The following is a 24,709-nucleotide window of genomic DNA, read 5'->3' as shown; positions in this document are numbered from 1 at the left end:
CTCGTGCATTTCCCTTAGCTGATTTCGTTTCAAGTAGCAGTCCGAAACGGACAACCCATCGCCTAAAAGCCCTGGTGCGCCTGATAAAGTGCTGAATAGGATAATGCTTTGCTAAAAAAGTATCATTGCTAACGGGCTGTGTAGATTAAGTTTGTAGTACGCAAATAGAATAGCAGCTAGGGCAGTGGTACTGCGTAAAATCTGGCCTTTTGCTCCTGCAAACGATTGCTGTTCTGCCACTGGATGTGCGCTATACCAAGTGTGTTACTACCATTCTTTCGGGACGTGCTTTTCGTCTGCCCGCCAGAGTGCTTCGCTCAAACTCCCACCTTTTTACCCACTCTTTGAACACACGTTTATGAGACAAAAAATACTCCTGCTATGGCTCTGTGCGGTGCTTGCCCCGACGCTGAGCTGGGCCCAGGCCCTGACGGTGCGCGGTGTGGTGCGCGACGGCGCCTCCGGCGATGGTCTGCCGGGCGTGACGGTGCTGGTAAAGGGTACTACCACGGGTACTTCCTCACAGGCCGATGGCTCCTACTCCATCACGGTGCCCTCGCCCGACGCGATGCTCACTTTTTCCTTTATAGGCTACCAGAGCTGGGAAACGCCGGTGAACGGCAAAACCACCATCGACGGCAACCTCAAGGTAGACAGCAAGAGCCTGGAAGAAGTGGTGGTGGTGGGCTACGGCTCGGTGGCCAAGAGCGACCTCACCGGCTCGGTGGGCACGCTGAAAGGCAGCGAGCTGAACAAGACGCCCGCCTCGTCGGTCGACCAGCTGCTGCAAGGCAAGGTGGCCGGCGTGCAGGTGATTGTGCCCTCCGGCGAGCCGGGCGCGGGCGCTACTATCCGCATTCGTGGCTCCAGCTCCATCAACGGCTCGAACAGCCCGTTGCTGGTGGTGGACGGCTTTCCGTGGGGCGACGCCGGCAACCTTAAGCAGATTAACCCCGACGATATTGCCAGCATTGAGGTGCTGAAGGATGCTTCTTCGGCGGCCATCTACGGCTCGCGCGGGGCCAACGGCGTGATTCTGGTGACGACCAAGAAGGGCAAAGCGGGCAAAACCAGCATCACGCTGAGCACGCTGAACACGATTTCGACCCTGCCCAGTAAGCTCGACGTGTGGTCGGACCCGGTAGACGTGGCCATCATCGACAACGAGGCGCGCGGCAACGCTGGCCTGCCGCTGCTCTACACCGGCCAGACCTACCTGGGCACCTACTACCCCTCGGTGGCCGAGCTGAAGGGCACTGACCCCAGCAAGCCGAAGTGGCCCTACCGCACCTATTGGCCCGATTTGGTGTACCGCAACGCATTTTCCCAAACCCACACGCTCACGGCCAACGGCGGCAACGAGCGCACCAAGTTCTCGGTGTCGGGCAACTACTACCGCGAAGAAGGGCTGAACATCGGCAACGTGTACAACCGCTACAATGGCCGCCTGAACCTCGACCAGAAGCTGTTCGATAATCTGAGCGCGGGCGTGAACCTGATTATGACCCACACCCAGCGCGTGGGCGGCGGCCTCTCGGCCGACCGCAACCCGGTGTTCCCGGTGTACAACCCCGACGGGACCTACTTCCAGATTGGCCCACGCGACTTCGGCAACCCCATTGCCTACCAGAAGGAGGTGACCAATACCAGCAAGGGCTTCGACGTGCTGGGCACGCTCTACGTGAGCTGGGACCTCACGAAGTGGCTGAATTTCCGCACCCAAATCAGCGACAAGTTCGGCAACGCGGTGGACGACAACTACCAGCCGCGTAACATCACCAACACCGGCTACCTGTACAACGGCTTCGGCACCATCAACAACTACAACGGCAACGAGATTCTGAACGAGAACTACTTCACGTTCAACAAGTCGGTGGGTATTCACAGCTTCAACGCAGTGGCTGGCTACACCACCCAGACGTTCAACTCGCGCACTTCCTACCTGGAAGGCCGCGGCTTCATCAACGACGTGCTGGCCAATCAGAACCTGGGCACCGCCAAGACGCAGTACACTACCAACGGCCTAAGCAAGTCGCTGCTCAACTCCTACATCGGCCGCCTGAACTACTCGCTGCTCGAACGCTACCTGTTCACCTTCACCGGCCGGGCCGATGGCTCGTCGAAGTTCGGCGCGAACAACAAGTGGGCCTTCTTCCCCTCGGCCGCCGTGGCCTGGAAGCTGCAGGAAGAAGCCTTCATGAAAGATATTCCGACCATCTCGGAAGCCAAAGTGCGCCTGAGCTACGGCCTGACCGGCAACCAAGGCATCAGCCCCTACCAGACACTCGACCGCCTGGGCTCGGCCCGCTACTACACCGGCGGCGACTTCCAGACCGGCTTCGGGCCGGGCACCTTCGGCTACGACGGCTACAACAAAATCTGGGAAGGCGTGCCGAACCCCGATTTGAAGTGGGAAACCACCTCGCAGCTCGACGCCGGCCTGGATTTGGGCTTCCTCGACCAGCGCTTCACGGCCAGCGTGGACGTGTACTACAAGCGCACCCGCGACTTGCTGCGCCAGACCTACATCACGCCGTCGTCGGGCTACGACCGGGTGTGGGTGAACGACGGCGTGATTGAAAACAAGGGCATCGAGCTGGGGATGAGCGCCGAAGTGCTGCGCACGCCGGTGGTGCAGTGGACGGTGGGCGGCAACCTGACCGTGAATCGCAACAAGCTCATCAGCATGGGTACCGACCAGTTTGTGTGGAACGGCGCCAACATCGAAATGCTACGCGCCCCGCTCAACGCCTACATCGTGGGCCAGCCCATCAACGTGTTCTACGGCTACAAAACCAACGGCGTGATTCAGAGCACCGCCGAGGGAGCGGCCACCGGCCTGACCGGCGACATGGCCAAGCCCGGCGAGCTGAAGTACGTGGACCTGAACGGCGACGGCAAGGTGGACGACAACGACCGCACCATCATCGGCAACCCCAACCCCAAGTTCCTCTACAGCTTCAACACCACGCTGCGCGCCAAGGGCTTCGACCTCTCGGCCCAGCTCTACGGGGTGCAGGGCAACGACGTGTTTGACTTCCGCAAGTTCTCGCCCAGCCGCCAGCTCCAGCGCTGGACGCCCGACAACCCCACCAACGACTTTCCCAGCGTGAACTCAAACCGCGCCTACTACGGCTCCGACTGGTTCGTGACCGATGGCTCTTTCCTGCGCGTGCAGAACCTGACGCTGGGCTACAACTTCAAGTCCAACCTCATCAAGCACGTGGAGACGCTGCGGATTTACTTCTCCGGCAACAACCTCTACACCTTCACCAAATTCCACAAGGGCTTCGACCCCGAGGTGCCGGCCAACGGCCAGCAGTACGGCTCGTACCCGCGTCCCCGCGCCTTCTCGCTGGGCTTGAACATTGGCATCTAATCACCGGCATTCTCATTCCCACCATGAAACTTCTCCAACAATTAGGTCTGGCCGGGGCGCTGTTACTGTCGGCCGGCTGCTCGCTCCAGGAAGACCCCTACGGCTTCGTATCGCAGGGCAACTTCTACAAAACCGAAGCCGATGCCAACGCGGCGCTCATCTACGCTTACGCCATCCTGCCCGAGATTGAGTACTACTCGCGTGGCTTCATCACCGTCACCGAGCTGCCCACCGAGAACATCACTCTCAAGCCCGACGCCGGGGCCGGTAACTTCGAGTTCGACAAGCTAGCTGTGCGCGCCGATAACGTGGACCTGACTACTACGTGGCGCTACGCCTACATCGGCGTGAACCGCGCCAATGCTGTGATTGCCAACGTTCCCGGTATCAGTAACATGAGCGAAACCAACCGCAACCAGCTGGTGGGCGAAGCTTATTTCCTGCGGGCGCTGCACTACTTCAACATTGTACGGCTATTTGGCTCGGCACCACTGCGCACCGCGCCCGTCACTTCGCTTGGTCAGACCGACGCGGCCAAGGCGTCCATTCAGGACATCTACAACCTGATTACCAGCGACCTTAAGCAAAGCATCGCCCTCACCGACCTGACCCGCCGCGACGGCCGCGCCAACCGCGTAGCTGCCTGGGGCCTGCTGGCCAAGGTAGATGCTACCCTAGCCTCGGCCAAGCTGACCGGCACGCCCGGCTACGACTTCGTGACCGACGCCGCCAGCCTCTACGCCGAAGCCAAAACCATGGCCAATAGTGCCCTCACCGCCACCGGCTACGGTCTTGACGCCAACCTGAAGGACATTTTCGACGTGACCAAAAAGGCTGGTCCCGAGCACATCTTCGACGTGACCGTGGACCGCACCGGCCTCTCCGAGGGCAACTACTCGAAGCTGCCGCTGATGTTTATACCTTACATCGACGGGGCCACATTCACGCTCAGCGACGGCACCAGCGTGAAATCGGGCTACAACCACTTCCTCACCGAAGGGGCGCTCTACAACAGCTTCGACCCAGCCGACAAGCGCAAAATCGACCTTATTCCCAACACCGTGAAAGTGGGCACCGCCACGCGCACATTGGGCATCACTGACTACAGCCGCCCCTTCACCCGCAAGTACCTCGACCCCCAGCAAGTAGGCGAGCAAACCAGCGCTAACACGCCCGTACTGCGCTACTCCGACGTGTTGCTGCTCTACGCCGAAGCCTGTGGCCCTACGGCCGATGGCTACACGGCAATCAACCGCATCCGCTCGCGGGCGGGCATTGCACCGCTCACGCCGGGCCTGAGCGCTACAGCCTTCCGTGACGCCGTTATCCAAGAGCGGTCCTGGGAGCTGTGCTTTGAAGCCAACCGGCTATTTGACCTGCGCCGCACCCACAAGATGGAGGAAATTCTGGTGCGTCAGTACGGCAAAACCATCACCGGCGACGCCTACTACTTCCCCATCCCGACCCGTGAGGTTGACCTGAATGCGTTACTCTAAAACGGGACGAAAATGACTTGGCAGGAATGTCCAGCTGAGTACAGGCGAAGCCGCTCTTCCTCCGCAGAAGAAATTCAATCGCTGCAACGAGGCAGGGGAGAAGTGGCTTCGCCTGCCTCTGTAGGACGGCCGCGCGGGTAGTGATCCGCATGGCCTTTCTCCCTCCTAAAAACCCACCAATTCTCATGAAATTTCAGAAAATCTTTCTCCTGAGCGTGGGCGCACTAACCAGCCTCAGCTCCCTTAATAGCTGCCAACAAGATCCTTTCGAGGACATAGTCAGCCATGAGCGCGCCATCACCGGCTTCGCGCTAGCTCAGGGTCAAATTGGCGTAGCCGAAATTACCCGCACTGCTGAAACGGGTAAAGTGGTGGTGTACGTGGTGCCCAATACGGATCTGACCAAGGTAACGCCCCGCATCGAAACCTCATACCACGCTGAAGTTAGCCCTGCCTCGGGCGTACCCACCGATTTTTCGGGCACCAACCGGACTCGCACCTACAACGTCACCTCCCAATCGGGCGAAACCCGGCAGTGGACGGTGGAAATCAAGGACTACGTGTCGGATTTGGATGGTACCTGGTCGGTGACCAATCTGCAATTTCAATACTTCATCGGGGAAGGCGAAAGCTGGGGCTGGAATGGCACCAAGGCGTTGGCTAGCAACATTCCCGATGCCAGTAAGGAACTGGATAATACCTTGACCTTCGCTGTAACTGGCGTCACAGCCGATGGAATGCTCACCGGCACCTATAACCATCAGGCAGGCCCCGATGGACAGTTTGCCAACTTCATGTACAACACGACCGACTACAACTATAAGTTTCGCCGGCTCCCCCGCAACCAGGGAACTTGGCTGCGCAACTTCGCCGACAATACCATCACCTTCAACCCTGGCACGACTCAGACTAAAACCGTAGCGCTGGAATTCAGCGCCGACAAACGCTCGCTGAAAATGCCGTTTAACGTGCAGCCTTACGACATCGACTGGAATGGCGACGGCGGTAAAAAGGAGCTCGGCGGTGCCAAAACCTACTGGTATACCCTGCGCAAATAGGTGCTTTTTCCTTACCTCATCTTCCAGGAGCGGCTCCGGTGCATCTCGGGAGCCGCTCCTGTTTTCTTACTGGCATGGCTTCTTCCTTTCTTACGTACTTCCTAGGGGCTGCGGTACTTTTCTCGACCAGCGCCGCCGCCCAGTCTACCAAGGTGCTGCCTTTTCTGAACAGCATTTCGGGCACCAAAACCCTGGCCGGTCAGCATAACAAAGAGCCCAACGCTGAGCCGACGAAGTGGACAGATTTCATTTATAAAACCACCGGCAAGTACCCGGCGCTGTGGAGCGGCGACTTCCTGTTTCAGCAGGAAAATATTGATAACCGCTGGAAGATGATAAAGCAGGCGCGCAAGCAGTACCGCAAGGGCGCCGTGGTGAACATCATGTGGCACGCCTGCCCGCCCGGCCCCGGCGAGCCCTGCGGCTGGGACCCCGGCCTGCTCAACCAGCTGCTCACCGATGCGCAGTGGCAGGAGCTCATCACCGATGGCACCCCGCTGAACAAGGCTTGGAAAGCTCGCATGGACGGCATCGCCGTGTACCTGCAGTATCTGAAAGACAAGCACGTGGAGGTGATGTTCCGGCCCCTGCACGAGATGAACCAGGGCAAGTTCTGGTGGGGCGGCCGGCCCGGCCCGAACGGCACCGCCCGCCTCTACCAAATCACCCACGACTACCTGCAGAAAACCAAGGGCCTGACCAACCTCATCTGGGTGTGGGACATGCAGGACATGAGCCGCGACTTCGCCCAGTACAACCCCGGCGAAGCTTACTGGGACGTTTTTGCCTTCGACGTGTACGACCAGGGCTACGACAAATCGTGGTACGACTACATCCGGCCCATCGTGGGCTCGAAGCCCATGGCCATCGGCGAGTGCGCCACCCTGCCCACGCCGGAAATCCTGGCCGCGCAGCCCCGCTGGACGTTTTTCATGAGCTGGGCCGAGCTGGTGCAGGAAAAGAATTCCGTTGAGGCAATCAAGCGCATTTACAACGCGCCGCAGGTGCTGACGCGGGATGAGCTGCCGAAGTGGTAGCCAGGGTGAGGTAACCCAGCGGCGCACGAATACCTAACCCGCTACACAATAGCTATGAACAACTGGAAAGGGCTCCTCCTTGGGATGCTGGCATGGCTGGCAGCCCCGGCGAGCTACGCGCAAAAAATCATCAGTTCGGCAAAGTTGACCACCGCGCCGGTGCGCGAGTACGAGAAGGCCGAGTGGGACATTACGCTCAATTCGGTATTCAAAAACCCGTACAAACAGGAAGAGGTGAGCCTGGACTTGGTACTGACCGCGCCGAACGGGCTGCCGGTGGTGGTGCCCGGCTACTGCGAGCAGAACACCGCGCCGCTCTCGCGCTGGAAGGTGCGGTTTGCCCCGCAGATGCTGGGGACGTACACCGGCTTTTTCCGGCTGACCAGCAAGGCGGGCACCGAGGAATCGGCGGCCAGCCCTTTCACAGTAGTGGCGGGCAAGAAGCCGGGCTTTCTGCACAAGAACGACCTGTACACCTTTCGATTTGACAACGGCGAATTGTTCCGCGGAATCGGGGAGAACGTGGCCTGGGAATCCCGCTCGTTCGAGGACCAGAAGTTCACCTACGACTACCTGCTGCCCACGCTGGCCAGGAACGGAGCCAACTTCTTCCGCACCTGGATGTGCTACTGGAACCTGCCGCTCGAATGGCAAAAGGTCAGCTCCACCAAGCGCTACGTCAATTCCAACGACTATTTCCACCCAGGGGCCATTAAGCGCATGGACGAGTTGGTGCAGCTCACCGATTCGCTGGGCCTGTACTTCATGCTCACCCTCGATTGGCACGGCCACCTGATGGAAAAAGGCGGCTGGCGCAACAGCCCCTACAACCAGGCCAACGGCGGCCCGGCCCGCACGCCTACCGAGTTTTTTACGCTGCCCGCCGCGCAGCAGAAGTATAAGAACAAGCTGCGCTACATCGTGGCCCGCTGGGGCTACAGCCCCAACATCGCCGCCTGGGAATTCTTCAACGAGGTCGATAATGCCGTGTACACCCAGCAGGACAGCCTGCTGATTCCGCACGCGGCCGTGACGCACTGGCACGCCGAGATGAGCCGCTACCTCAAGGACATTGACCCCTACCAGCACCTCGTCACCACCAGCATTTCGCACCGCGACATCGTGGGCATGAACTCGGTGCCCTACTTCGATTTTAACCAGAAGCACATCTACAAGCACACCGAGAAAATCCCGGCCATCTACCCAGACTACATCCAGACTTTCGGCAAGCCCTACGTGGTGGGCGAGTTCGGCTACCGCTGGGAAGATGCTAACCCGGCCTACAAGGACGGCTTTAATTACGACTACCGGCGCGGGCTCTGGTACGGCTTGTTCAGCCCCACGCCCGTGCTGCCGATGACGTGGTGGTGGGAGCTCTTCGACGACCAGCAGATGACGCCCTACTTCCGGAGCGTGCGCGAAATCAGCGCCCGGATGCTGGCCGCCGGCCACGGTGAATTTGAACCGTTCGACGTGAGCAGCGACGTGGTGCAGAGCTTCGGCCTGCGCTGCGGCAACACCTACTTCGTGTACCTGCTTAACAACACCGCCGCACCGGTTTCCACGGCTGCCGTTTTCCCTGCCGCCGGGACCAAAAAGCTGGCTGCCCAGTCCTTCGACCCCGCCACCCGGCAGTACCAGAAGCTGACTGGCCTGGGGCGAAACGACCAACGAGTTACCCTGCCCGCCCTCACCCTGGGGCCGCAGCAGGAGCGGGTGCTCATCATCACGGCCGGAGGCAAAGCGCAGCCTTTGTGAGTAATGGCATGAACAGATGGACGATTTCTTTCTACGATAGTAAGCTGGCGTTGGAGAGCCGCCGGCTTCGCTTGGGTTGGCTGCTCGCGGGGATTGGGGCGGGCCTGTTGCTGCAACAACCCGCCGCCCACGGGCAGCAGCCCAAGCTTAACTATGGCCTGGCCCGGCCGCAGGACCAGGCCACGCTTCCCCGGACACTAGCGCCTGTACGGTGCCCCGACGGAACTGGACGACTTCGCCCGCAAGGTGCAGTTTCTGAACTACGACCACCACCGGGCCATGTTTGAGGCGTGGAACAGCCGCCTTTGGCATAACACCAGTGGAGTGCTGCTCTGGATGAGTCACCCGGCTTGGCCTAGCATGATTTGGCAGCTGTATTCCTGGAACTACGCTACCCACGCAGCCTACTTCGGCGCGCAAAAAGCCTGTGAGCCCCTGCACGTGCAATGGAACCTGGATGACCACCACGCTGTGGTAGTGAATACCACGCTTCGGCCGCTCACGGATGGCAAAGTAGTCTACACGCTGTACGATGTGGCCGGCCGGCAAATTGCCACTGAAACCCGCACCGTGCAGGCTCCGGCCAATCAGGCTACTCCGGTGTTTGCCCCACAGTTGCCCACGCCGCTACCTGCTGTGTATCTGCTTCGCCTGGTCCTGACGGATGCGGCCGGCAGCGTGGTTTCTACCACTGATTACTGGCAGAAATCTGTGCCAACGGGGGGGTTCAGGCTTTCAACATGCTGTTGCCGGTGCAGCTGGCACCGCGCCTTGTTCGGCAGGATGCGGCCACACATTCGCTCACCTATGAGCTGGTGAATGCCAGTGCAACGCCCGCCGTAGCCGTGCGCCTCACCTTGCTTAACGACCAGCAGCAGCCGGTTTTGCCAGCGTATTTCTCAAATGGCTATTTCACGCTGCTACCGGGTGAATATCGAATTATCAATGGGCAATACCCGGCTACGGCCTCGCCCGCCGCTTTGCGGTTGCTGGCCGAAGCTTACAACGGCCACTACTCATTCCGACCCTCATGCCATGTACTCGTTTTCTATGAAAGCCTGTCAGCTTTTGCTCCTGCTGGCGCTACAAATAAGGGTGGCCGCTGCTCAATCCAGGACGGTGGTTAATGCGCTGCCCGTCAATCAGGTACAAGTGGCCGCCGGACTACTGGAAGGAACCACGGCGGCCAGCGGCATTCGCGTGTTCAAAGGCGTGCCCTTTGCCGCCCCTCCGGTGGGTAAACTGCGGTGGCAGCCGCCGCAGCCGGTGGTGAAGTGGGGCGGCGTGCGTTCGGCCAAAGCCTTCGGCCCCCGCGCTATGCAGTTGCCGTTGTATGGGGATATGAATTTTCGCTCGGCAGGCATGAGCGAAGACTGCCTCTATTTGAATGTCTGGACGCCGGCGAAATCGGCTCGGGAGCGGCGGCCCGTGTTGGTATACTTCTACGGTGGCGGCTTCAACGCCGGCGACGCCTCGGAGCCGCGCTACGATGGCGAGAGCATGGCCCGTCAAGGCATCGTGACCGTCACGGTGAATTACCGGCTGGGTGCGTTTGGCTTCCTGGCCCTACCGGCCCTGACGCAGGAATCAGTGCATCACGCTGCCGGCAATTACGGCCTGCTCGATCAGCAGGCAGCGCTGCGCTGGGTGCAACAAAACATTGCCGCCTTCGGCGGTGACCCGCACCACGTTACTATTGCCGGCGAGTTGGCCGGGTCGGTTTCGGTAAGCGCACAAGTAGCTGCGCCTAAATCCCGTAACACCTTCCAGCAGGCTATTGGGGAAAGTGGTTCGCTGCTAAGCGCCGACCGAGCCCCCATTCCGCTGGTTGAGGCGGAACAGGCTGGGGTAGCTTTCGCTGCGCTGCTGGGCACCGCTTCCCTCGAGGCGCTGCGTGCCTTGCCAGCCCAGCAGCTACTTGGTGCAGCTGGTAGGCCAGGGGCACCGCGCTTCCGGCCCACCGTCGACGGCTATTTCTTCACGAAAGCGCCGCTGTTAGCCTACCAAGCCGGTGAACAGGCGCACGTGCCCCTATTAGTGGGCTGGAACTCTCAGGAAGTAGACTATCATTCGCTGCTGGGCTCTGCTACACCAACGCGAGAAAATTTCCGCGCTGCCGTGCAAAAGCTTTACGGCCCCCACGCTGACGAAGTCCTACGTCGGTATCCTGCCACGACCGATGCCGATGCTGAACAAGCCGCCACCGATTTGGCCACTGACCGATTTACGGCTTACGCTACCTGGAAATGGGCCGACCTGCACGGCCAGACCAGTGGTCAGCCCGTGTACCGTTACCTCTACGCGCACCCGCGCCCCCAAATGGTGCCTGCGATGGGGAATGCTACTGCGGGTCTGGCAGGCGGGGTTGTTCAGCAGCCGGCCACGGCTCCCAAGACGCCGCTGGCCACGGGTGCGGTGCACTCTGCTGAGATTGAGTACGCGCTGGGCAACTTGGCTACCAACAAGGTGTACGCCTGGACGGCGGCGGACTATCAACTCTCGAAAATCATGCAGGACTACTTCGTCAATTTCATCAAAACCGGCAGCCCCAACGGCGTGGGCTTGCCTGCCTGGCCTGCGGTCAATGGTTCACCCACCGGACAAATCCTGCGCCTCGACCTGCCTACCCAAGCCGAGCCCGAGCCCCACCGGGAGCGGTACGAATTTTTAAACCACTTAAACACGCAGTAACCTTTATGCAAACTCTCACTACTCCAACGGAAAGCCTCTTTCAGCAAATTGCCGACCAGCTGCATGCTCAAGGCTTTCGCATCAGCCAGCGGGACGATTCGCGTCCATGGGGCGGATTTTTTGTGATTGATGAAGATCAGGCCCAACAGTTTGCCGATACCTACTTTGGGGGGCTTTCTGTAGACGAACTGCGTATTGCTGGCAAGCTAAGCCCCAAGATTCTGCTGGTGGCCCCGCACCAGCGCCTTTCCTGGCAATACCACCACCGGCGCGCCGAAATCTGGCAGGTAGTAAAAGGCCCTGTAGCTGTTGCTACCAGTGCTTCCGACGCGGAAGCACCTGGCACAACCTACGCGCCGGGTGAGCGAATCGTGCTTCAGCAGGGCGAGCGGCACCGCCTTATTGGTCTTGACGATTGGGGCGTAGTGGCCGAAATCTGGCAACACACTAATGCCCTTCAGCCTTCCGATGAGAACGACATCGTGCGCGTGCAAGATGATTTTGGCCGGTGAAACCCCAAACGTAGCATAGGTGCCAATTCCTTTGGATTGATGATAATCAAGCTGTTTATTTTGGTGGTCCTGTTCGTCGTTAGCCATGCTATCAAGGCCCAACCAGCACGACCGGTGCTTGCTAAAGCCGTCTATAGCGTAACGGGCAAGCAAGCAAGCAAGCCGCTGTTCACACCACGGCTGCCAATACCGATTTGTGCCTGTCGCCGGGCAAGCCGCTGGCACTTCAGACAGTTGCTGATAGGTCTTTTCTACGTGTGTTGGCTACTGGAATAATATTTAACCCGTGCACATCGAGTTCTGCAACAGCTACGACCGTTTTGCTGAACGAACCCAACATCAAACGACTTTGGCGAAAATCAACAAGAATTCCCGCAAGACCTCTATCGGCTTTTCGGGCTGGTTTGGCTTGGTCGTTATCGTGCTGACGCTTGGCTCTGTCCTTCGCACCTGTGTGCAAGGTCACCAGATAACCCAGGCTTTCGACGGGAAAACGGCCACCATCAAAGCAGTGGGAATTGATAAGAAAAACTTCTCCGGCAACAGCCCCGTCTCGCGGCAGTTCTCCTATTCCTATCGGTTCCAGCTTCAGGGGAAGTGGTTTGAAGGCAATTCCCAAGACCCGGCCCTGCGAGTTGGCGATAGCCTCCTCGTCGATTATGTGGTAGATGCCCCACAGTATAACCGCCCCCACAAAACAGAATGAGTGGCCAAAGCAGTTATCTCTATCCTCGTTACCGCAAGGAAATCATGACGCGGGAAACCATGCAGTACTGCCTCGATGCCCTGGCCCAAACTGACATTTCGACGGTAGACCTGACCGGCGGCGCCCCCGAGATGAACCCGGATTTCCGCTGGTTTGTGGAGGAAGTCAGCAAGCTGGGCCGCAAGGTGCTGGTGCGCTGCAACCTGACCATCATCGTGGCCAACAAGAAGTACCACGACCTACCCGAGTTCTTCAAGCGCCACGGCGTGGAGGTGGTTAGTTCCCTGCCCTTCTACAGCGCCGACAAAACCGACCGGCAGCGGGGCGACGGGGTATTCGCCGATTCCATCCGGGCCCTGAAGATGCTCAACGCCGTCGGTTACGGACAGCAAGGCTCGGGGCTGGTGCTCAACCTGGTGTATAACCCGGCCGGCGCCTTTTTGCCCGGGGGCCAAAAGGGCCTGCAGGAGCAGTTTAAGCGCGTGCTGCTCAAAGACCACGGCATTGTCTTCAACGAGCTGTTTGCCATTACCAATATTCCTGTCAGCCGCTACCTCGACTACCTCATCGAGTCGGGCAACTACGCGGGCTACATGGAAAAGCTGGTTAACGCCTTCAACCCCACGGCGGCGGCCGGCGTGATGTGCCGCAACACCATTTCGGTGGGCTGGGACGGGGGGCTTTACGACTGCGACTTCAACCAGATGCTGGACCTGCACGTGGCCAGCCCCGTGCGCCACATCCGCGACTTTGACGCGGCCACGCTCAGCCAGCGGGCTATTGTCGTCAACCAGCACTGCTACGGCTGCACGGCCGGCAGCGGCTCCAGCTGCGGCGGCACCACGGCCTGAACCGGGGACGGCAACGCTTCACACTAGTTGAACATAACAAAGCTCAGCCAGGGGGTAAAGTAGGGAGCCTGTTTGGCTCCCTAGCTTCGTCATGCAGCGTGATGGGCTGGCCCTGCAACGCCTTCTCGGCCGCTGGCAAAATTTCGCAGTTATCCCAGCTGCCCGTCAGGAGCGTGCGGGCATAGGATTCAGGGAGTCCGTTAGCCCGCATCAACTGATGCGCTTGACCATTATCATAGGTAAAGGTGTGAAAAGTGTAGCTAAACCGGCCATCGGAGTCATCGAGCAGCAGATACCATACCCGTGGGGTGCCGTCATTGGCCGGCATCCCTACTACGCCCGCGTTGAGCCAATAGAGTCCGGCCCGCTCATCGGCGAAGGGTAGTCCGGCGTGGCCGGCCAGGATCACCTCGGCCCCGGTAGCAGCAAAGCTGGTTTCTTTCACGGGCCAGGGGGTAGAGGCGAAGACAAAATCGGCAATGCCCGTGGCCGCACCGTGCAACACGGCTACCGCCTTGCCTGCGTAGCGGAAAGACAGCCGAAGCGGCAGAGTACGCAGCCAGGCGACCGAGCCCGCCGAGACGTTGCGCACCGCGTAGGGAAACCAGGTGCGGGAGAACAGGTCACACCGGCTGCCCTCGGCAAAGTTGCAGCCGCAGTCGTCTTCGCCCCGGATAATATTCTGCTCCACATTGCCCTGAATGACGTGCACTCCCCAATCTTTCACCAGCTGCACTGACTCCTCGGGTTGGGCGCAGTAACCCACAATGTCGCCGGTGCAGAGGATGTTGCCACTGGGAATCTGCAGCTGCTCGGCAATGCTTTTGAACGCCTCCAGGGCCTGCAGGTTGGAGTAGGGTCCTCCAAAAACGAGCAGTCGGCCGCTCAGAGTGCCGAGGTCTTGGGAGAGTACGTTATCCATTAGAAGGGTTTTTGCGGCGAAGCGTACAGAGTCCGAATACGCCGAAACAGTAAGCCGACGTAATCAGGTTCGTGCTAAGCAGCGCCCCGTATTTACCATCACCCAGGTGCAGGGTATCGGGCAGGGGAAACAGCGTCAGCAAGCCCCCCAGCCCCAACCCGCCCACTACCGACAGGTGAAAGGCACGGCGCGGTACGGGTACGTTCCAGAACAAAAATACGGGGGCCAGCCCCAACACCAACGTGCCGCTGATGGTGGTGGCCGAGAGAATGGCCGGGTTGAAAAATACCGGGATGGTACCCAGTACCGTCAACACCACCATGGCCCACCGGCCCCTCGATACGCTGGGCTCGGCTGCTTTGCTCAGGTCGATGCTGATGAGCTTGGAGAACGAGGCCATGGCCGAATCCAGGGTCGACGAGGCGGAGGTAACCATGATCAGGTTCAGCAGCAGCAGCATGGGCACCCCGAAGTAGCGCGCCACGGCCACCGGGGCTTCGCCGCCCAGGGCGTTGAGCTTGGCGAAGATGCCCACGAAGCTGAAAAAGATGATGCAGCCCGAGCCGATAGCCCCCGCCCAGAGGTAGGAGCGGAGCGTGGTACGCGTATCGGTGATGAAGCCCCGGTCAGTAAGCACCGGGTCGTGAAAGGGGTAGCTGAAACACTGCACCAAGGCCACCAGCAGCAAATCGACGCCTTGGCCCAAGGTCCATGTCCCGCTGCGCAGAAAAGGCTGCAGGCTACCCCCGTACTGCGGCAGAATGAAGCCCAGAATCACCGTAAGCAGGCCCACAAAGAGCGAGAGTTGCATCACGTCGGTCATAATCGAGCTGCTCATGCCGCCCTTGAGCGTGTAAGCCAGCGTCAGCAGGCTGAACACCACAATGGCCACGTAGTAAGGGCTGGTGCCCTGCTCGCCAAAATAAGAGCCGATGACGATGGTATTGGACCAGATTTCGTTGTAGAGCCGAATGATAATCAGCAGGGTGAACACAACCACTGCCCCCGCGCCGTACTTCGATTCGAGGAAATGGTGGATGCTGCGGTAGCCGCCTTTGTTGCGCATGGCGACGATGACGAAACCGGCTACCAGAAACGACAGGTAGTACCCCGCGTAGGCCACGCCCCCCACCAGCCCGAAGCTGTGGCCCAGGTTGGCGGCGTTGGTGATGGACTTGGCAAACAGCCAGGAGATGACCAGGCTGCTCGTCAGAAAAACCGTGTTAGGCGTACGCTCTTTGCGGGCTCCTCGGAAAAACTCGGACGCAGTGCGGGACAGCGGCGAGACGAAAAACAGCGTGACGCTGGAGGCCAGCACCAACGCCCACTGCAACAGAGTTGTGTTCATAGGGAGGGTATCAGCGGGCCCACCATACGGGCGCGTTGATGCTGTTGTTCTGGGTGGTAGTGGCCGCTATCTGGTATTGCACCGCGTTCAGCGCGCTTTCCGTGGCGGGGTAGGGCATGCGCACGGGAATCAGCCCGTTGTTGAGGCTGGCCGACACCGGTTTCAGGCGCGGGAAGCCCGTCCGGCGGTACTCGGTCCATCCTTCGTAGCCGTTGTTGAGGTTGTGCAGCCATTTCTGCGTCAGGATCTGCTCGAGGGGGTTCTGGCCGTTCTGCCCATACGCCACCCGGCTGCTGGTGAGGTAACCGGCGGGCAACGCCGTGCCCCAGTAGGCAAACGACTGGGTGATGCCCTGCTCGTACAGGGTGCGCGCCGAGGCGGATAGCAGGTTCCGCTCGGCGGCTTCGGCCAGCCAGAAGCTGGTTTCGGCCGCGGTCATGTAGTTGGCGGACAGCCGGTCCGCGTTTTCCCGGAAGATGGTGCCCGTCAGCGAGTAATCGGCTACCGAAATCGAGAGCCGGGAGGCATCCGGGCCGTTCAGCAGGCCGCGGTAGATAGCCGGATTGGCCGCCGTCGGGCGGAAATACGTCGCCATCCGCGGGTCGCTCAGGCCCACGAGCAGCTCCTCGCTGGTTTTGGACATGATGAACAGGTTGTAATCCCCGACGCGGGCGGTGGCCATCCGGAAGTTATTGGGCTGCGTCAGCGAGAACCGGAAGGCAGCATTATCCGCATTCGCCCGAATGTAGTTGCCTTCGGTGACGACGCGTTGCAGGGCTGCTTGCACGTCTACCTTGCGCGAAATGCGCATCAGGCACTTTATTTTCAGCGAGTTGGCAAACAACACCCACTTGCTACGATTGCCCCCGTACAGCACGTCCCCGTCGAGTACCGTCGTGCCGGTGTAGCTGTTGATGGAGGCAATGCCCTTGTCGAGGTTGTCGAGGATGCCGCCGGGCGCCGTGTAAATGGATTCCTGGCTGTCGTAGGCCGGCGTAATTACCCCCGTTTTACCTTGCAGCGCCTGGCTGTAGGGCACGTCGCCGTACAGGTCCGTCAGCGCGGCGGCTAGGTAAGCTTTCAGGACCAGGGCCGGGCCTTCGTACACCCCGAAAGCGGGATTCGAGCGGGCTTTTTGCAGCAGAATCTCGTTGTCGCGCAGGTTGCTGTAGAGGAAGGGCCAGGGGTTGCCGCCGTACTGCGGCTCGCTTAGGCTGTGCCGGTCGAAGAGGTTGAAGTCGACAGCCGTGAAGTACTGCCCTAGCAGGTTGCCGGCCACGAAACCTTCGTAGGACATCTGCTCGCCGTAGTCGAAGATGATTTTGCGCAGCAGCAGCGAGGGTTGCACGTCGACCGGCGCGTTGGGGTTCGTGTTGAGTTCCTCGAAGTTGTCCGTGCAGCCGGGCAGGAAGGCGGCCAGGGCGGTCAGCAGCAGCAGGCTGTATAATTTGCGTTTCATGTACGGGTGTGGTAGGGCTTAGAAGTTCGCACTGAGCTTCACGCCCACGTTGCGGGTGGTGGGGTAGCTCATGTCCTCGACGCCGGTCTGCAGCTGATTTTGCTGGAACGAGGTCTGTTCCGGGTCGAAGTGCGGGATGTGCGACACGGCCAGCAGGTTCCGGCCTATCAGGGCTACGGTCAGGCGCTGCGCCCGCAGCTTTTTGGCCAGCCAGGCCGTTTCGGGCACCGAGTAGCCGATGGTGAATTCCCGCAGCTTGACGTACGAGGCATCGTAGGTGTTATTCTCCTCGTGGTTGCGGTCGTAGTACATCCGGTAGTAGGTTTCGGCCGGAATGGCGCGGGTATTGGGCTGGTAGTTCGGGTTATCGGCCGTGCCGGTATTCACTACGCCCGGGGCCACGATGCCCGCGTCGGGCCGATCGGCCGTTTCAATCAGCTGCCCCGCCACGCCGGCCAGGGCCAGCGTGCGCGATACCAGGATGCCGCCCTGCCGCCAGTCGAGCAAGAAGCCCGCGTTCCAGTTCCGGTAGCTGAACTGGTTGGACAGCCCCACCATGAAGTCGGGGTTGTAGTTGCCCAGCTTCTTGAGGGCGTTGTCGGCAATGTACTGCCCGTTGCTGCCCACGATGAACTCACCCTGCGCGTTGCGCAGGTAGCCTGTGCCCCACATGTCGCCCATCCGGTCGCCCTGCCGCACCTGGTACCACACGGTCTGGTTCACGTTGTCGTAGATGCGGTTGTAGCCCAGCGTCAGGGTGCCGGCCTCTTCGGGCAAGGACACCACGGTGGTCCGGTTGCGGCTGAAGTTCAGGCTCACGTTCCAGCGGAAGCGGTTCGTCAGCACGGGCGTGGCGTTGACCACCGCCTCGATGCCCCGCGAGCGTACTTCCCCGCCGTTGATGACCCGCTCGCTGTAGCCCGTCGAAACGGCAATGGGCAGCGACAGAATCTGGTTGCGGGTGCGCGCGTCGTAGTAGGTCAGGTCGAAACCCAGTCGGTCGTTGAGGAAGCGCACGTCCGCGCCGGCTTCCAGCGAGGTGCTCGACTCCGGTTTCAGGTTGGTGTTGGCAATGGTGCTCTGCTCGCTGAACGCCGGCTGCGAAAACACCGGGTTGCGGGCGGTAAATACCCCCGCCGTCTGGTACGGCCCGGTGTCGTTGCCGACGTTGGCGGCGCTGGCCCGCACTTTGGCAAAGGACACGACCGTGGGCAGCCGGAACTGGTTCGACAGCACCCAGCTGGCCGATACCGACGGGTAGAAAAAGGACGTATTGGCCGTCGACGTGGGCGTCGCCAGGGCGCTCGACCAGTCGTTGCGCCCGGTGATGTCGACAAACACGAGGTCTTTATACCCCAGCTTGGCCAGGGCGTACAGGCTGTTAATGCGCTTGCGGCCGCTCTGCTGGTAGACTTCTACCGGGGAGGCGGCGTTGGTGAGCTTGAACACGCCCGGCTGCGCCAGCGTCAGGGCCTGGTACTGGTCGAACGAGGCTAGCTGGTCCATGCGGTTGCCCCCGGCCGACACGTCGAGCGACACCGGGCCCAGGCTGCGGGCGTAGTTCAGCAGGAAGTCGGTGTTGATTTCCCGGAAAAAAACGCCGTTCTCGGCGTAGGCGCCGTTCTTGAAGCGGTTGCTGCTGAAGGCCCGCCGAAACTGGCGGTTCTCGTTGGAATAATCCATGCTGCTGCGCACCAGCAGCGTTAGGCTATTGGCCAGCTCGGCCGTCAGGGCCAGGTTGCCGATAAGCCGGTCGCGGGTAAACGAATTGCGGTTCTCGTAGAGGGTGAAATACGGGTTGTCGAAGAAGGTGTAGTTGTAGGAAAACTGCTGGATGCCCTCCAGCCCCGGCTGCCAGTACTGCTTCATGGGGTTGATGTCGGTTTGCCGGCCCAGCCAGGCACTCAGGGCGTAGTTGGTGTTTTCCGAACCGTACTTGGTCGCGGGGCGGTTGGCGCTGCCGCTGTTGATGTAGTTGAGCGAGGAGCTGAACTTCAGCCGCCGGATCGGGTCAAACTGCAGCCGGGCGGCCAGCGTTTTGCGCTGCAGGTCCACCCCCGGGATAATCGACTGGCTGTTGAGGTCGGTGAACGAGAGGCGGTAGCTGCCTTTCGCGTAGTCGCCCGCCACCGCCAGGTTGTTGATGGCCGTACGCCCTGTCCGGTAAAAATCCTTCAGGTTATCGGGGTGCGCCACAAACGGCGTCGGGGTGATGGGCAGGCCGCTGTAGAGCCCCGTATCGGCGCCGCGCACCACCCGGCCGTCGGGCAGGGTCACCGGGCTGTCGTACTGCGGAATCAGCAGGCCTGCGTCCAGCCTCGGGCCGTAGCTGTACGAGATGTTGTCGTTGATGCCCCCGCCCAGGCCGTTGCCGTACTTGAACGCTCCGCTGTTGCCCTGCCCGTAGCTGTTCTGAAAGCGGGGCAGCTGAAACGGCCGCTCGGCGTAGAAGGTGCTGTTGAAGCTCACGCCAATGCCCTTGCCCGCCGACGAACCGTCTTTGGTCGTAATCAGGATGACCCCATTGGAGGCCCGGGTTCCGTAGAGCGCCGCCGCGCTGGGCCCTTTCAGCACCGACACCGACGCCACGTCGTCGGGGTTGATTTCCATCGCCCCGTTGCCGAAGTCGATTTCCTGAAACCCGTTGGCGTCGTCGTTGACCCGGTTGACCACCGTGGCGTTGTTTATCACAATGCCGTCGACCACAAACAGAGGGTTGTTGTTGGTAAAAGACGATTCGCCCCGGATGGTAATGCGCGACGACGCCCCCACCCCCGTTGAACCGGCCGTTACCATAACGCCCGCGACTTTGCCCGCCAGATTGTCGAGAAAGTTGGGCGCCTTTACCTCGCTGACCAGGCGGCCCTCCACCTTCTGCACCGCGTAGCCCAGGCTCTGGGCGTTGCGCTCCAGGCCCAGGGCCGTCACGACGACCTCGTTAAGGGCAAGGCCCGCCACCAATTTCACCGCCAGGCCGGGTTGATCCGTGTACTGGATTTTCTGCGCTTGGTAGCCCAGGCTCGCAAAAACCAGGGTGTCGCCTGGCTGCAGATTGGTTAGCGTGAACGTGCCCGCAGCATTCGTGAGCGTGCCCGCCTGCGTGCGTTTTACCTGCACGGTGGCACCCGGAATTGGTTGTGACGAGGCACTATCTACAACCTGTCCGATGAGTTTCTGAGCTAGGGCAGATGAGGATAACAAAGAAAGAGAGGCAATGAGTAGCGATAATCTCATGTATGGGTGGTATTAGAGAAAAGCAAGTGTGGCCTGTAGCTGACTGGGGTGGCTGGGAATGACGGACAGAAGAAGGACATCTACTCCTTCTGGCAGGGCCGCCCAAACCAGCGGGGCATCGCACAACAAACGGCGTAAGCTACCACGATGGATTTCAGACCCAAGCGCTGCGCCCTGAAAGCAATGCACTTCATCTGTTGCTACGCGTGCTAAGGGCCCTACAAATTACTCCTACGAGGACATTTGAATGTCTCAGCGGACCGGCCCCCAAAAGAGTGCGGCTGACGGCTGGAAATCGCGCCCGGGCTCACTGACAGAGGCGTCTTTCAGTCCCTGCCTATCCGCTGGGTGGACGAGCGTTGCTTCTGTTAGTTGCAATGGGACCAGTGACGTAGCCGCCACTATGAGGGCGAAATCAGTATCGGAAAATCACTTCTTGCCGCCTGGGCAGGCTTTCAACCCCATTGCGTGGCTTCGGTCACACTTAACTTGTCCCGGCCATATATACTATTTCGAAGCAAAGACGTCCTTCGTCCGAAATTGTTAGGCCTGCTGCCCCTTGGATGCACGTCCCCGTACAGGGGAGGCGATACAGCTGTAGGCTTCTCGAGTGTGGTTCAACTACGCAGCCGTGTTTACGTGCATAGCGGCCGAATGCGGACCTTGGCTAGGGCTTATTTCGGTATTGTATCCCTGGTATTCATGGTATACTCCTACAACCCTCGGGGCCGAGTGCGCAAACGCCGCAACAGCGGGCCTATATTTTGCAGCAGATGCAAGTGGCCAACCCCAGTTTGTATCGCCACGGGAGCCGCTATGCCCGGCAACTGTACGCGCGCTATGTAGAGGGAGAATTGAGCTGGGAAGACGTCTGCATCCTGCGCAATGCCCCCTCCCATGTTCCCCGATTTTGATTCCTACAGCACCGCAAGGGGTGGCTCGTCAGGTACGGGTTTACGCCCGCCAGTGTGTCACTCTCCGGGAAAATTCGGTTACGGAGCGAATTCCCGCCGTTTCGCTTTCGTCAGCTTGGCCGCGGCTGGTCCCACCCGTAGGGGCAGCTCCGCCATCAGCCCGCCTCGTTTCCAGGCTAAGCCCGGTAATACACGAATGGGGGTAGCAGGGCCGCTCTACGGGCAGGCAAGAACACGCAAATCGTCCCCGGGTAGGTAGGCCAGCAGATCCCCCGGAGCGGGGAAAGTGCATGGCCCGGGAAATATAGTCTCTCAAAAAGCCCCCATTCGGTAGATGGCTAACCGAATCTTGGAGAGGGACCTGATAGATAATCTGGTAGGAGTAGAAGGTGGCAAGATAAGCACCCGGAATCGCGCAACTACACAGGTATAAGTGTCGTGACGCAACCCGGCGGGTGGGCCCTTGTCCTGGCTAGCTATAGCGTATAGGTTCCTCGTAGCGTTCATCGGCTTGCCCGTGGCCTGGAACGGATCTGCATTGAAGACCAGCACTTGCTGAATCGAGTAGGGCCGTGAGCACCCCGGGTAAAAGGGCAAAGCTCAGCGCATACCGGTAGGCCGATACGCCTACGGAAGGCTAAGACTTGACGGGTGTGGTGCCCATTGTGCTCCAGGTAGTACCAGGTAAAGGCAGAAGCTCAGCGGCTCCGGCAGTGAGCTACTCCCCGGTATCGGCACTTCCTGTCAGCTGCTGTACATTCGGATGGCTGCGGTAGCAAACGATCACGGAGAAGGCCTAGGGCTGAACTTCCCACTTCTCAATGCGGATGCAGCGAGCTAGGACGAGTGGACTCTTGAAAGCAAGGGAAGATAGACCGTGCCGGGAAGAAGTGCAGGCATGAGTCTTTCAAGCTGTCGGGAAAGCGACTTACGAAGCTGCTACCCTCCCGGTGCCGAAAGCTGCGTATGCGCTGTATGACCTGCAGCATACAGTGCCATTTTTCACGTAGATGAAAAGCAGAGGGTCCGGGGTGAGACCTGCCCGGGCGGTGCCATTTTTCACGCAGATGCCCGGAGAGATTATATCGTCCGCGCCGCATATTTCTTTCGCTTCGTCCGCGCCGTAAATGCTGATGGCACAACCCTTTAAAAGCCTTTTTCCAAGCCCGCTGCCGGTGGGCAGCTCTAGACCAGGGCACCTTCTTTTTTCAAAAAAAGCCCGAACTTCTTCTGTCTTCTAAAGCTATTCTTTACTATTCTATATTCAGGGAGGCGTAAGGCTATGAAAGTCAATTATTTGCACGGGTTTTCTGCGTGAAAAACGGCACTCTGCTGCGTGAAAAATGGCACTCTGCAGCGTGAAAAACGGCACCATCTGCGTGAAAAATGGCACTCTGCAGCGTGAAAAACGGCACCCCTGCGTGAAAAATGGCACCATCTGCGTGAAAGAAGGCACGGACAGGCCCGCGGACATCTGCGTGAAAAATGGCACTGCCCGGGTGGGCTCCGGGCCTTATCTGCGTGAAAAGCAGCACCCGCCGCGGGCCCGTACCTGCGTGAAAAACGGCACCGGGTTCTGCCCGGGCGATCTGCGTGAAAAATGGCACCCTGAGAATTCTTTTGCGTGAAGGCCGTAGGTTTTCACGCTGATGCGGCTATATTCGTTCCTTGTCCCCTTTGCCTGACCCCGTAGCCTATGCTGCCTGCTGCTGTCGTTCCCGCGCTCTACCCCCGGGCCTACCAGGCCAATGCCCTGGTGCGGGCCCCGCTGAAGCTCACCCATGTGGAGGCCCGCATCTTCGCCCTGGCCCTGGGCTGCATTCACCAGGACCAGACCGAGCTGCCCGGCATTTCCATTCCCCTGAGCCGGGTCATGACCCAGAAGAAGGGCGGCAGCGTCTACGAGACCATTCGGGATGCCTGCAAGAGCCTTATGTCCAAGGTCGTCAGCATCGAGTCGCAGAACGGCAACAAGAAGCGCTTCACGGCCTACTCCATCATCAGCTACATCGACCTGAACGAGGGCACGGGGTACCTGACCGGCAACTTTGCCCCCGAGATCAAGCCGTTTCTGCTGCAGCTGGCCGAGCAGTACACCCACGTCGAGATTGAGACCCTGCTCACGCTCAAGTCCGCCCATGCCCACCGGCTTTACTGGCTGCTCAAGTCCTGGGACGACGTAGGCCTGTGGGAAGTCGACTTCGACATGCTGCGCAAGCAGGTGCTCGGCGACGACAACGACGTGACCTACACCCTGTTTTACGACTTTAAGCGCTACGTGCTCGAACCGGCCCTGCGCGAGCTGCACTCCCTGGGCTGGGTCGTGTCCTACGAGCCCATCAAGGAGGGCAAAAAGGTCAAGAGCGTCCGCTTCGTGATTCCCAAGCCCCTGGCCCAGCTGGATGGGGAGCAGGATGCGCCCGTGGCCGCCGCGCGCAAAGCCCCCCGGGCCGCCCGCGCGGGCGCGGAGCAGCAGATGGCCCTGCCCCTGCAGGCCGAGCTGCCCACGCTGCAGCAGCGCATCGTCACCCGGCTGCAGAAGCTGCGCATCACGGCCGCCCAGATTCAGCACGTGCTCGATTTTGTGGGCGATGACGAAGTCAAAATTGCCCGCCTGATGAAAGCCACCCACCCGCTGCTGCGCGACTTTGAGGCCGGCAACAAGGTCTTCGATAACCTGGGTGGAGCCACCGTGAACCTGCTCAAAACGGAGTTTCCGGGCCTGTATCCGGTTCTTAAGTAAGCCGGCAGCCACCGGGCCGTAGGGCAGGGGAGGGGAGTATACCGCAGGTCGCGGCGGGACTTGTATTATCCGGTGACGGCATCTGACGCCGCAGGCCCCGCTACAGGCCCAAAGCAGGCCTCTGCCAGACCCGGCATTCAAATGCTTTTGGGGTTTCAGCACCTACCGGAAAATGGCTTGGAGCGACTAAAAAGGCCTTTCCCAAGCCCCTCTCACCGCCCCCTGACGGGTAGGCTCAGGAAAGGTGATTGGTATATAGAGGAAGAAGTTATAATGGGCTGTTCTAAAAAGTATAAATTAGTACAAAACCATATCTGGAAGGGGCCTTTTTATACCAATTTGTGCTTATTTAAGCTGCTCCGATTCTGTGCTCTTTTACCTCTTTGTTCTCTTCTTTTGGTATACGTTCCAGCTACTTGTACTTCATCCTGTTTGGCATACGGCGTCCTGCGCAGCAGCTGGTGACTCGTACTCGGGGTTCCACTAGAGTAGGAACGGAAAACAACGCTAAGGAAATTCGGCCAGCCGTTCTTCCCAGCTGGCGGGGTTGCGCAAGGGGTGCATTTCGCCGGCAGCAATGTGTTCGGGCAAGCTAAAATCG

The 24,709-nt window shown here is 59.9% G+C and carries 17 protein-coding genes; 13 read left to right on the top strand and 4 right to left on the bottom strand.

What is annotated here, in order from left to right; genetic code table 11:
* Positions 1-358 precede the first annotated feature (358 nt).
* The 11 genes from E5K02_RS24575 (at position 359) to arsS (ending at position 13,488) form a co-directional block, all read left to right on the top strand.
* Positions 359-3,379: a SusC/RagA family TonB-linked outer membrane protein gene (locus tag E5K02_RS24575; RefSeq protein WP_135399075.1), complete on the top strand. Its 3,021-nt coding sequence runs from the start codon at positions 359-361 to the stop codon at positions 3,377-3,379.
* 23 nt (positions 3,380-3,402) lie between these two features.
* On the top strand, positions 3,403-4,875 hold the full coding sequence (locus E5K02_RS24570) for a RagB/SusD family nutrient uptake outer membrane protein (protein ID WP_135399073.1): 1,473 nt from the start codon (positions 3,403-3,405) through the stop codon (positions 4,873-4,875).
* A gap of 185 nt (positions 4,876-5,060) precedes the next feature.
* On the top strand, positions 5,061-5,933 hold the full coding sequence (locus tag E5K02_RS24565; RefSeq protein ID WP_135399071.1) for a hypothetical protein: 873 nt from the start codon (positions 5,061-5,063) through the stop codon (positions 5,931-5,933).
* Positions 5,934-6,007: 74 nt separating this feature from the next.
* A complete protein-coding gene (locus E5K02_RS24560) occupies positions 6,008-6,970 on the top strand; it encodes a glycoside hydrolase family 26 protein (protein ID WP_135399069.1) in 963 nt (320 codons plus the stop codon).
* Between the two features lie 54 nt (positions 6,971-7,024).
* A complete protein-coding gene (locus tag E5K02_RS24555) occupies positions 7,025-8,728 on the top strand; it encodes a DUF5060 domain-containing protein (RefSeq protein WP_135399067.1) in 1,704 nt (567 codons plus the stop codon).
* Positions 8,729-8,974: 246 nt separating this feature from the next.
* A complete protein-coding gene (locus E5K02_RS24550) occupies positions 8,975-9,547 on the top strand; it encodes a hypothetical protein (RefSeq protein ID WP_135399065.1) in 573 nt (190 codons plus the stop codon).
* Positions 9,469-9,855 carry a hypothetical protein gene (locus E5K02_RS26285; RefSeq protein ID WP_394346430.1) on the top strand — a complete coding sequence of 129 codons (387 nt, stop codon included), beginning with the start codon at positions 9,469-9,471 and terminating at the stop codon, positions 9,853-9,855. The genes E5K02_RS24550 and E5K02_RS26285 overlap by 79 nt, the downstream gene beginning before the upstream one ends.
* The gene (locus E5K02_RS24545) at positions 9,779-11,419 is read left to right on the top strand and encodes a carboxylesterase/lipase family protein (RefSeq protein WP_240737441.1); all 1,641 of its coding nucleotides are present in this window, start codon (positions 9,779-9,781) and stop codon (positions 11,417-11,419) included. The genes E5K02_RS26285 and E5K02_RS24545 overlap by 77 nt, the downstream gene beginning before the upstream one ends.
* Before the next feature lie 5 nt (positions 11,420-11,424).
* Positions 11,425-11,931 (top strand): cupin domain-containing protein, encoded by a 507-nt coding sequence (locus E5K02_RS24540; protein ID WP_135399061.1) that lies wholly within the window; start codon positions 11,425-11,427, stop codon positions 11,929-11,931.
* A 286-nt stretch (positions 11,932-12,217) separates the two neighbouring features.
* Entirely contained in the window at positions 12,218-12,637 is a 420-nt protein-coding gene (locus tag E5K02_RS24535; protein WP_135399059.1) for a hypothetical protein, read from the top strand.
* Positions 12,634-13,488 (top strand): arsenosugar biosynthesis radical SAM (seleno)protein ArsS, encoded by an 855-nt coding sequence (gene arsS / locus E5K02_RS24530; protein WP_240737440.1) that lies wholly within the window; start codon positions 12,634-12,636, stop codon positions 13,486-13,488. The genes E5K02_RS24535 and arsS overlap by 4 nt, the downstream gene beginning before the upstream one ends.
* A 43-nt stretch (positions 13,489-13,531) precedes the next feature.
* Here arsS and E5K02_RS24525 read toward each other — a convergent pair whose 3' ends face one another.
* From E5K02_RS24525 to E5K02_RS24510, 4 genes are read right to left on the bottom strand one after another with little or no spacing between them, the layout of a single operon-like run.
* Entirely contained in the window at positions 13,532-14,410 is an 879-nt protein-coding gene (locus E5K02_RS24525) for a metallophosphoesterase family protein (protein WP_135399057.1), read from the bottom strand.
* Positions 14,403-15,758, bottom strand: a complete 1,356-nt coding sequence (locus E5K02_RS24520) for a sodium:solute symporter family transporter (RefSeq protein ID WP_135399055.1) — start codon at positions 15,756-15,758, stop codon at positions 14,403-14,405. The genes E5K02_RS24525 and E5K02_RS24520 overlap by 8 nt, the downstream gene beginning before the upstream one ends.
* Before the next feature lie 10 nt (positions 15,759-15,768).
* On the bottom strand, positions 15,769-17,217 hold the full coding sequence (locus E5K02_RS24515; RefSeq protein ID WP_135399053.1) for a SusD/RagB family nutrient-binding outer membrane lipoprotein: 1,449 nt from the start codon (positions 17,215-17,217) through the stop codon (positions 15,769-15,771).
* A gap of 18 nt (positions 17,218-17,235) precedes the next feature.
* The gene (locus tag E5K02_RS24510; RefSeq protein WP_135399051.1) at positions 17,236-20,451 is read right to left on the bottom strand and encodes a SusC/RagA family TonB-linked outer membrane protein; all 3,216 of its coding nucleotides are present in this window, start codon (positions 20,449-20,451) and stop codon (positions 17,236-17,238) included.
* A 2,272-nt stretch (positions 20,452-22,723) separates the two neighbouring features.
* Between E5K02_RS24510 and E5K02_RS24505 the strand changes: the two genes are divergently transcribed.
* Positions 22,724-22,993 carry a hypothetical protein gene (locus E5K02_RS24505; RefSeq protein WP_135399049.1) on the top strand — a complete coding sequence of 90 codons (270 nt, stop codon included), beginning with the start codon at positions 22,724-22,726 and terminating at the stop codon, positions 22,991-22,993.
* Between the two features lie 68 nt (positions 22,994-23,061).
* The gene (locus E5K02_RS24500) at positions 23,062-24,108 is read left to right on the top strand and encodes a replication initiation protein (RefSeq protein ID WP_135399047.1); all 1,047 of its coding nucleotides are present in this window, start codon (positions 23,062-23,064) and stop codon (positions 24,106-24,108) included.
* Positions 24,109-24,709: the final 601 nt, after the last annotated feature.

The organism is Hymenobacter metallicola, from assembly GCF_004745645.1.
Lineage (GTDB): Bacteria > Bacteroidota > Bacteroidia > Cytophagales > Hymenobacteraceae > Hymenobacter > Hymenobacter metallicola.
Note: the sequence above shows the minus strand (reverse complement) of the source record. Positions and strands in the feature narration are given on the sequence as shown.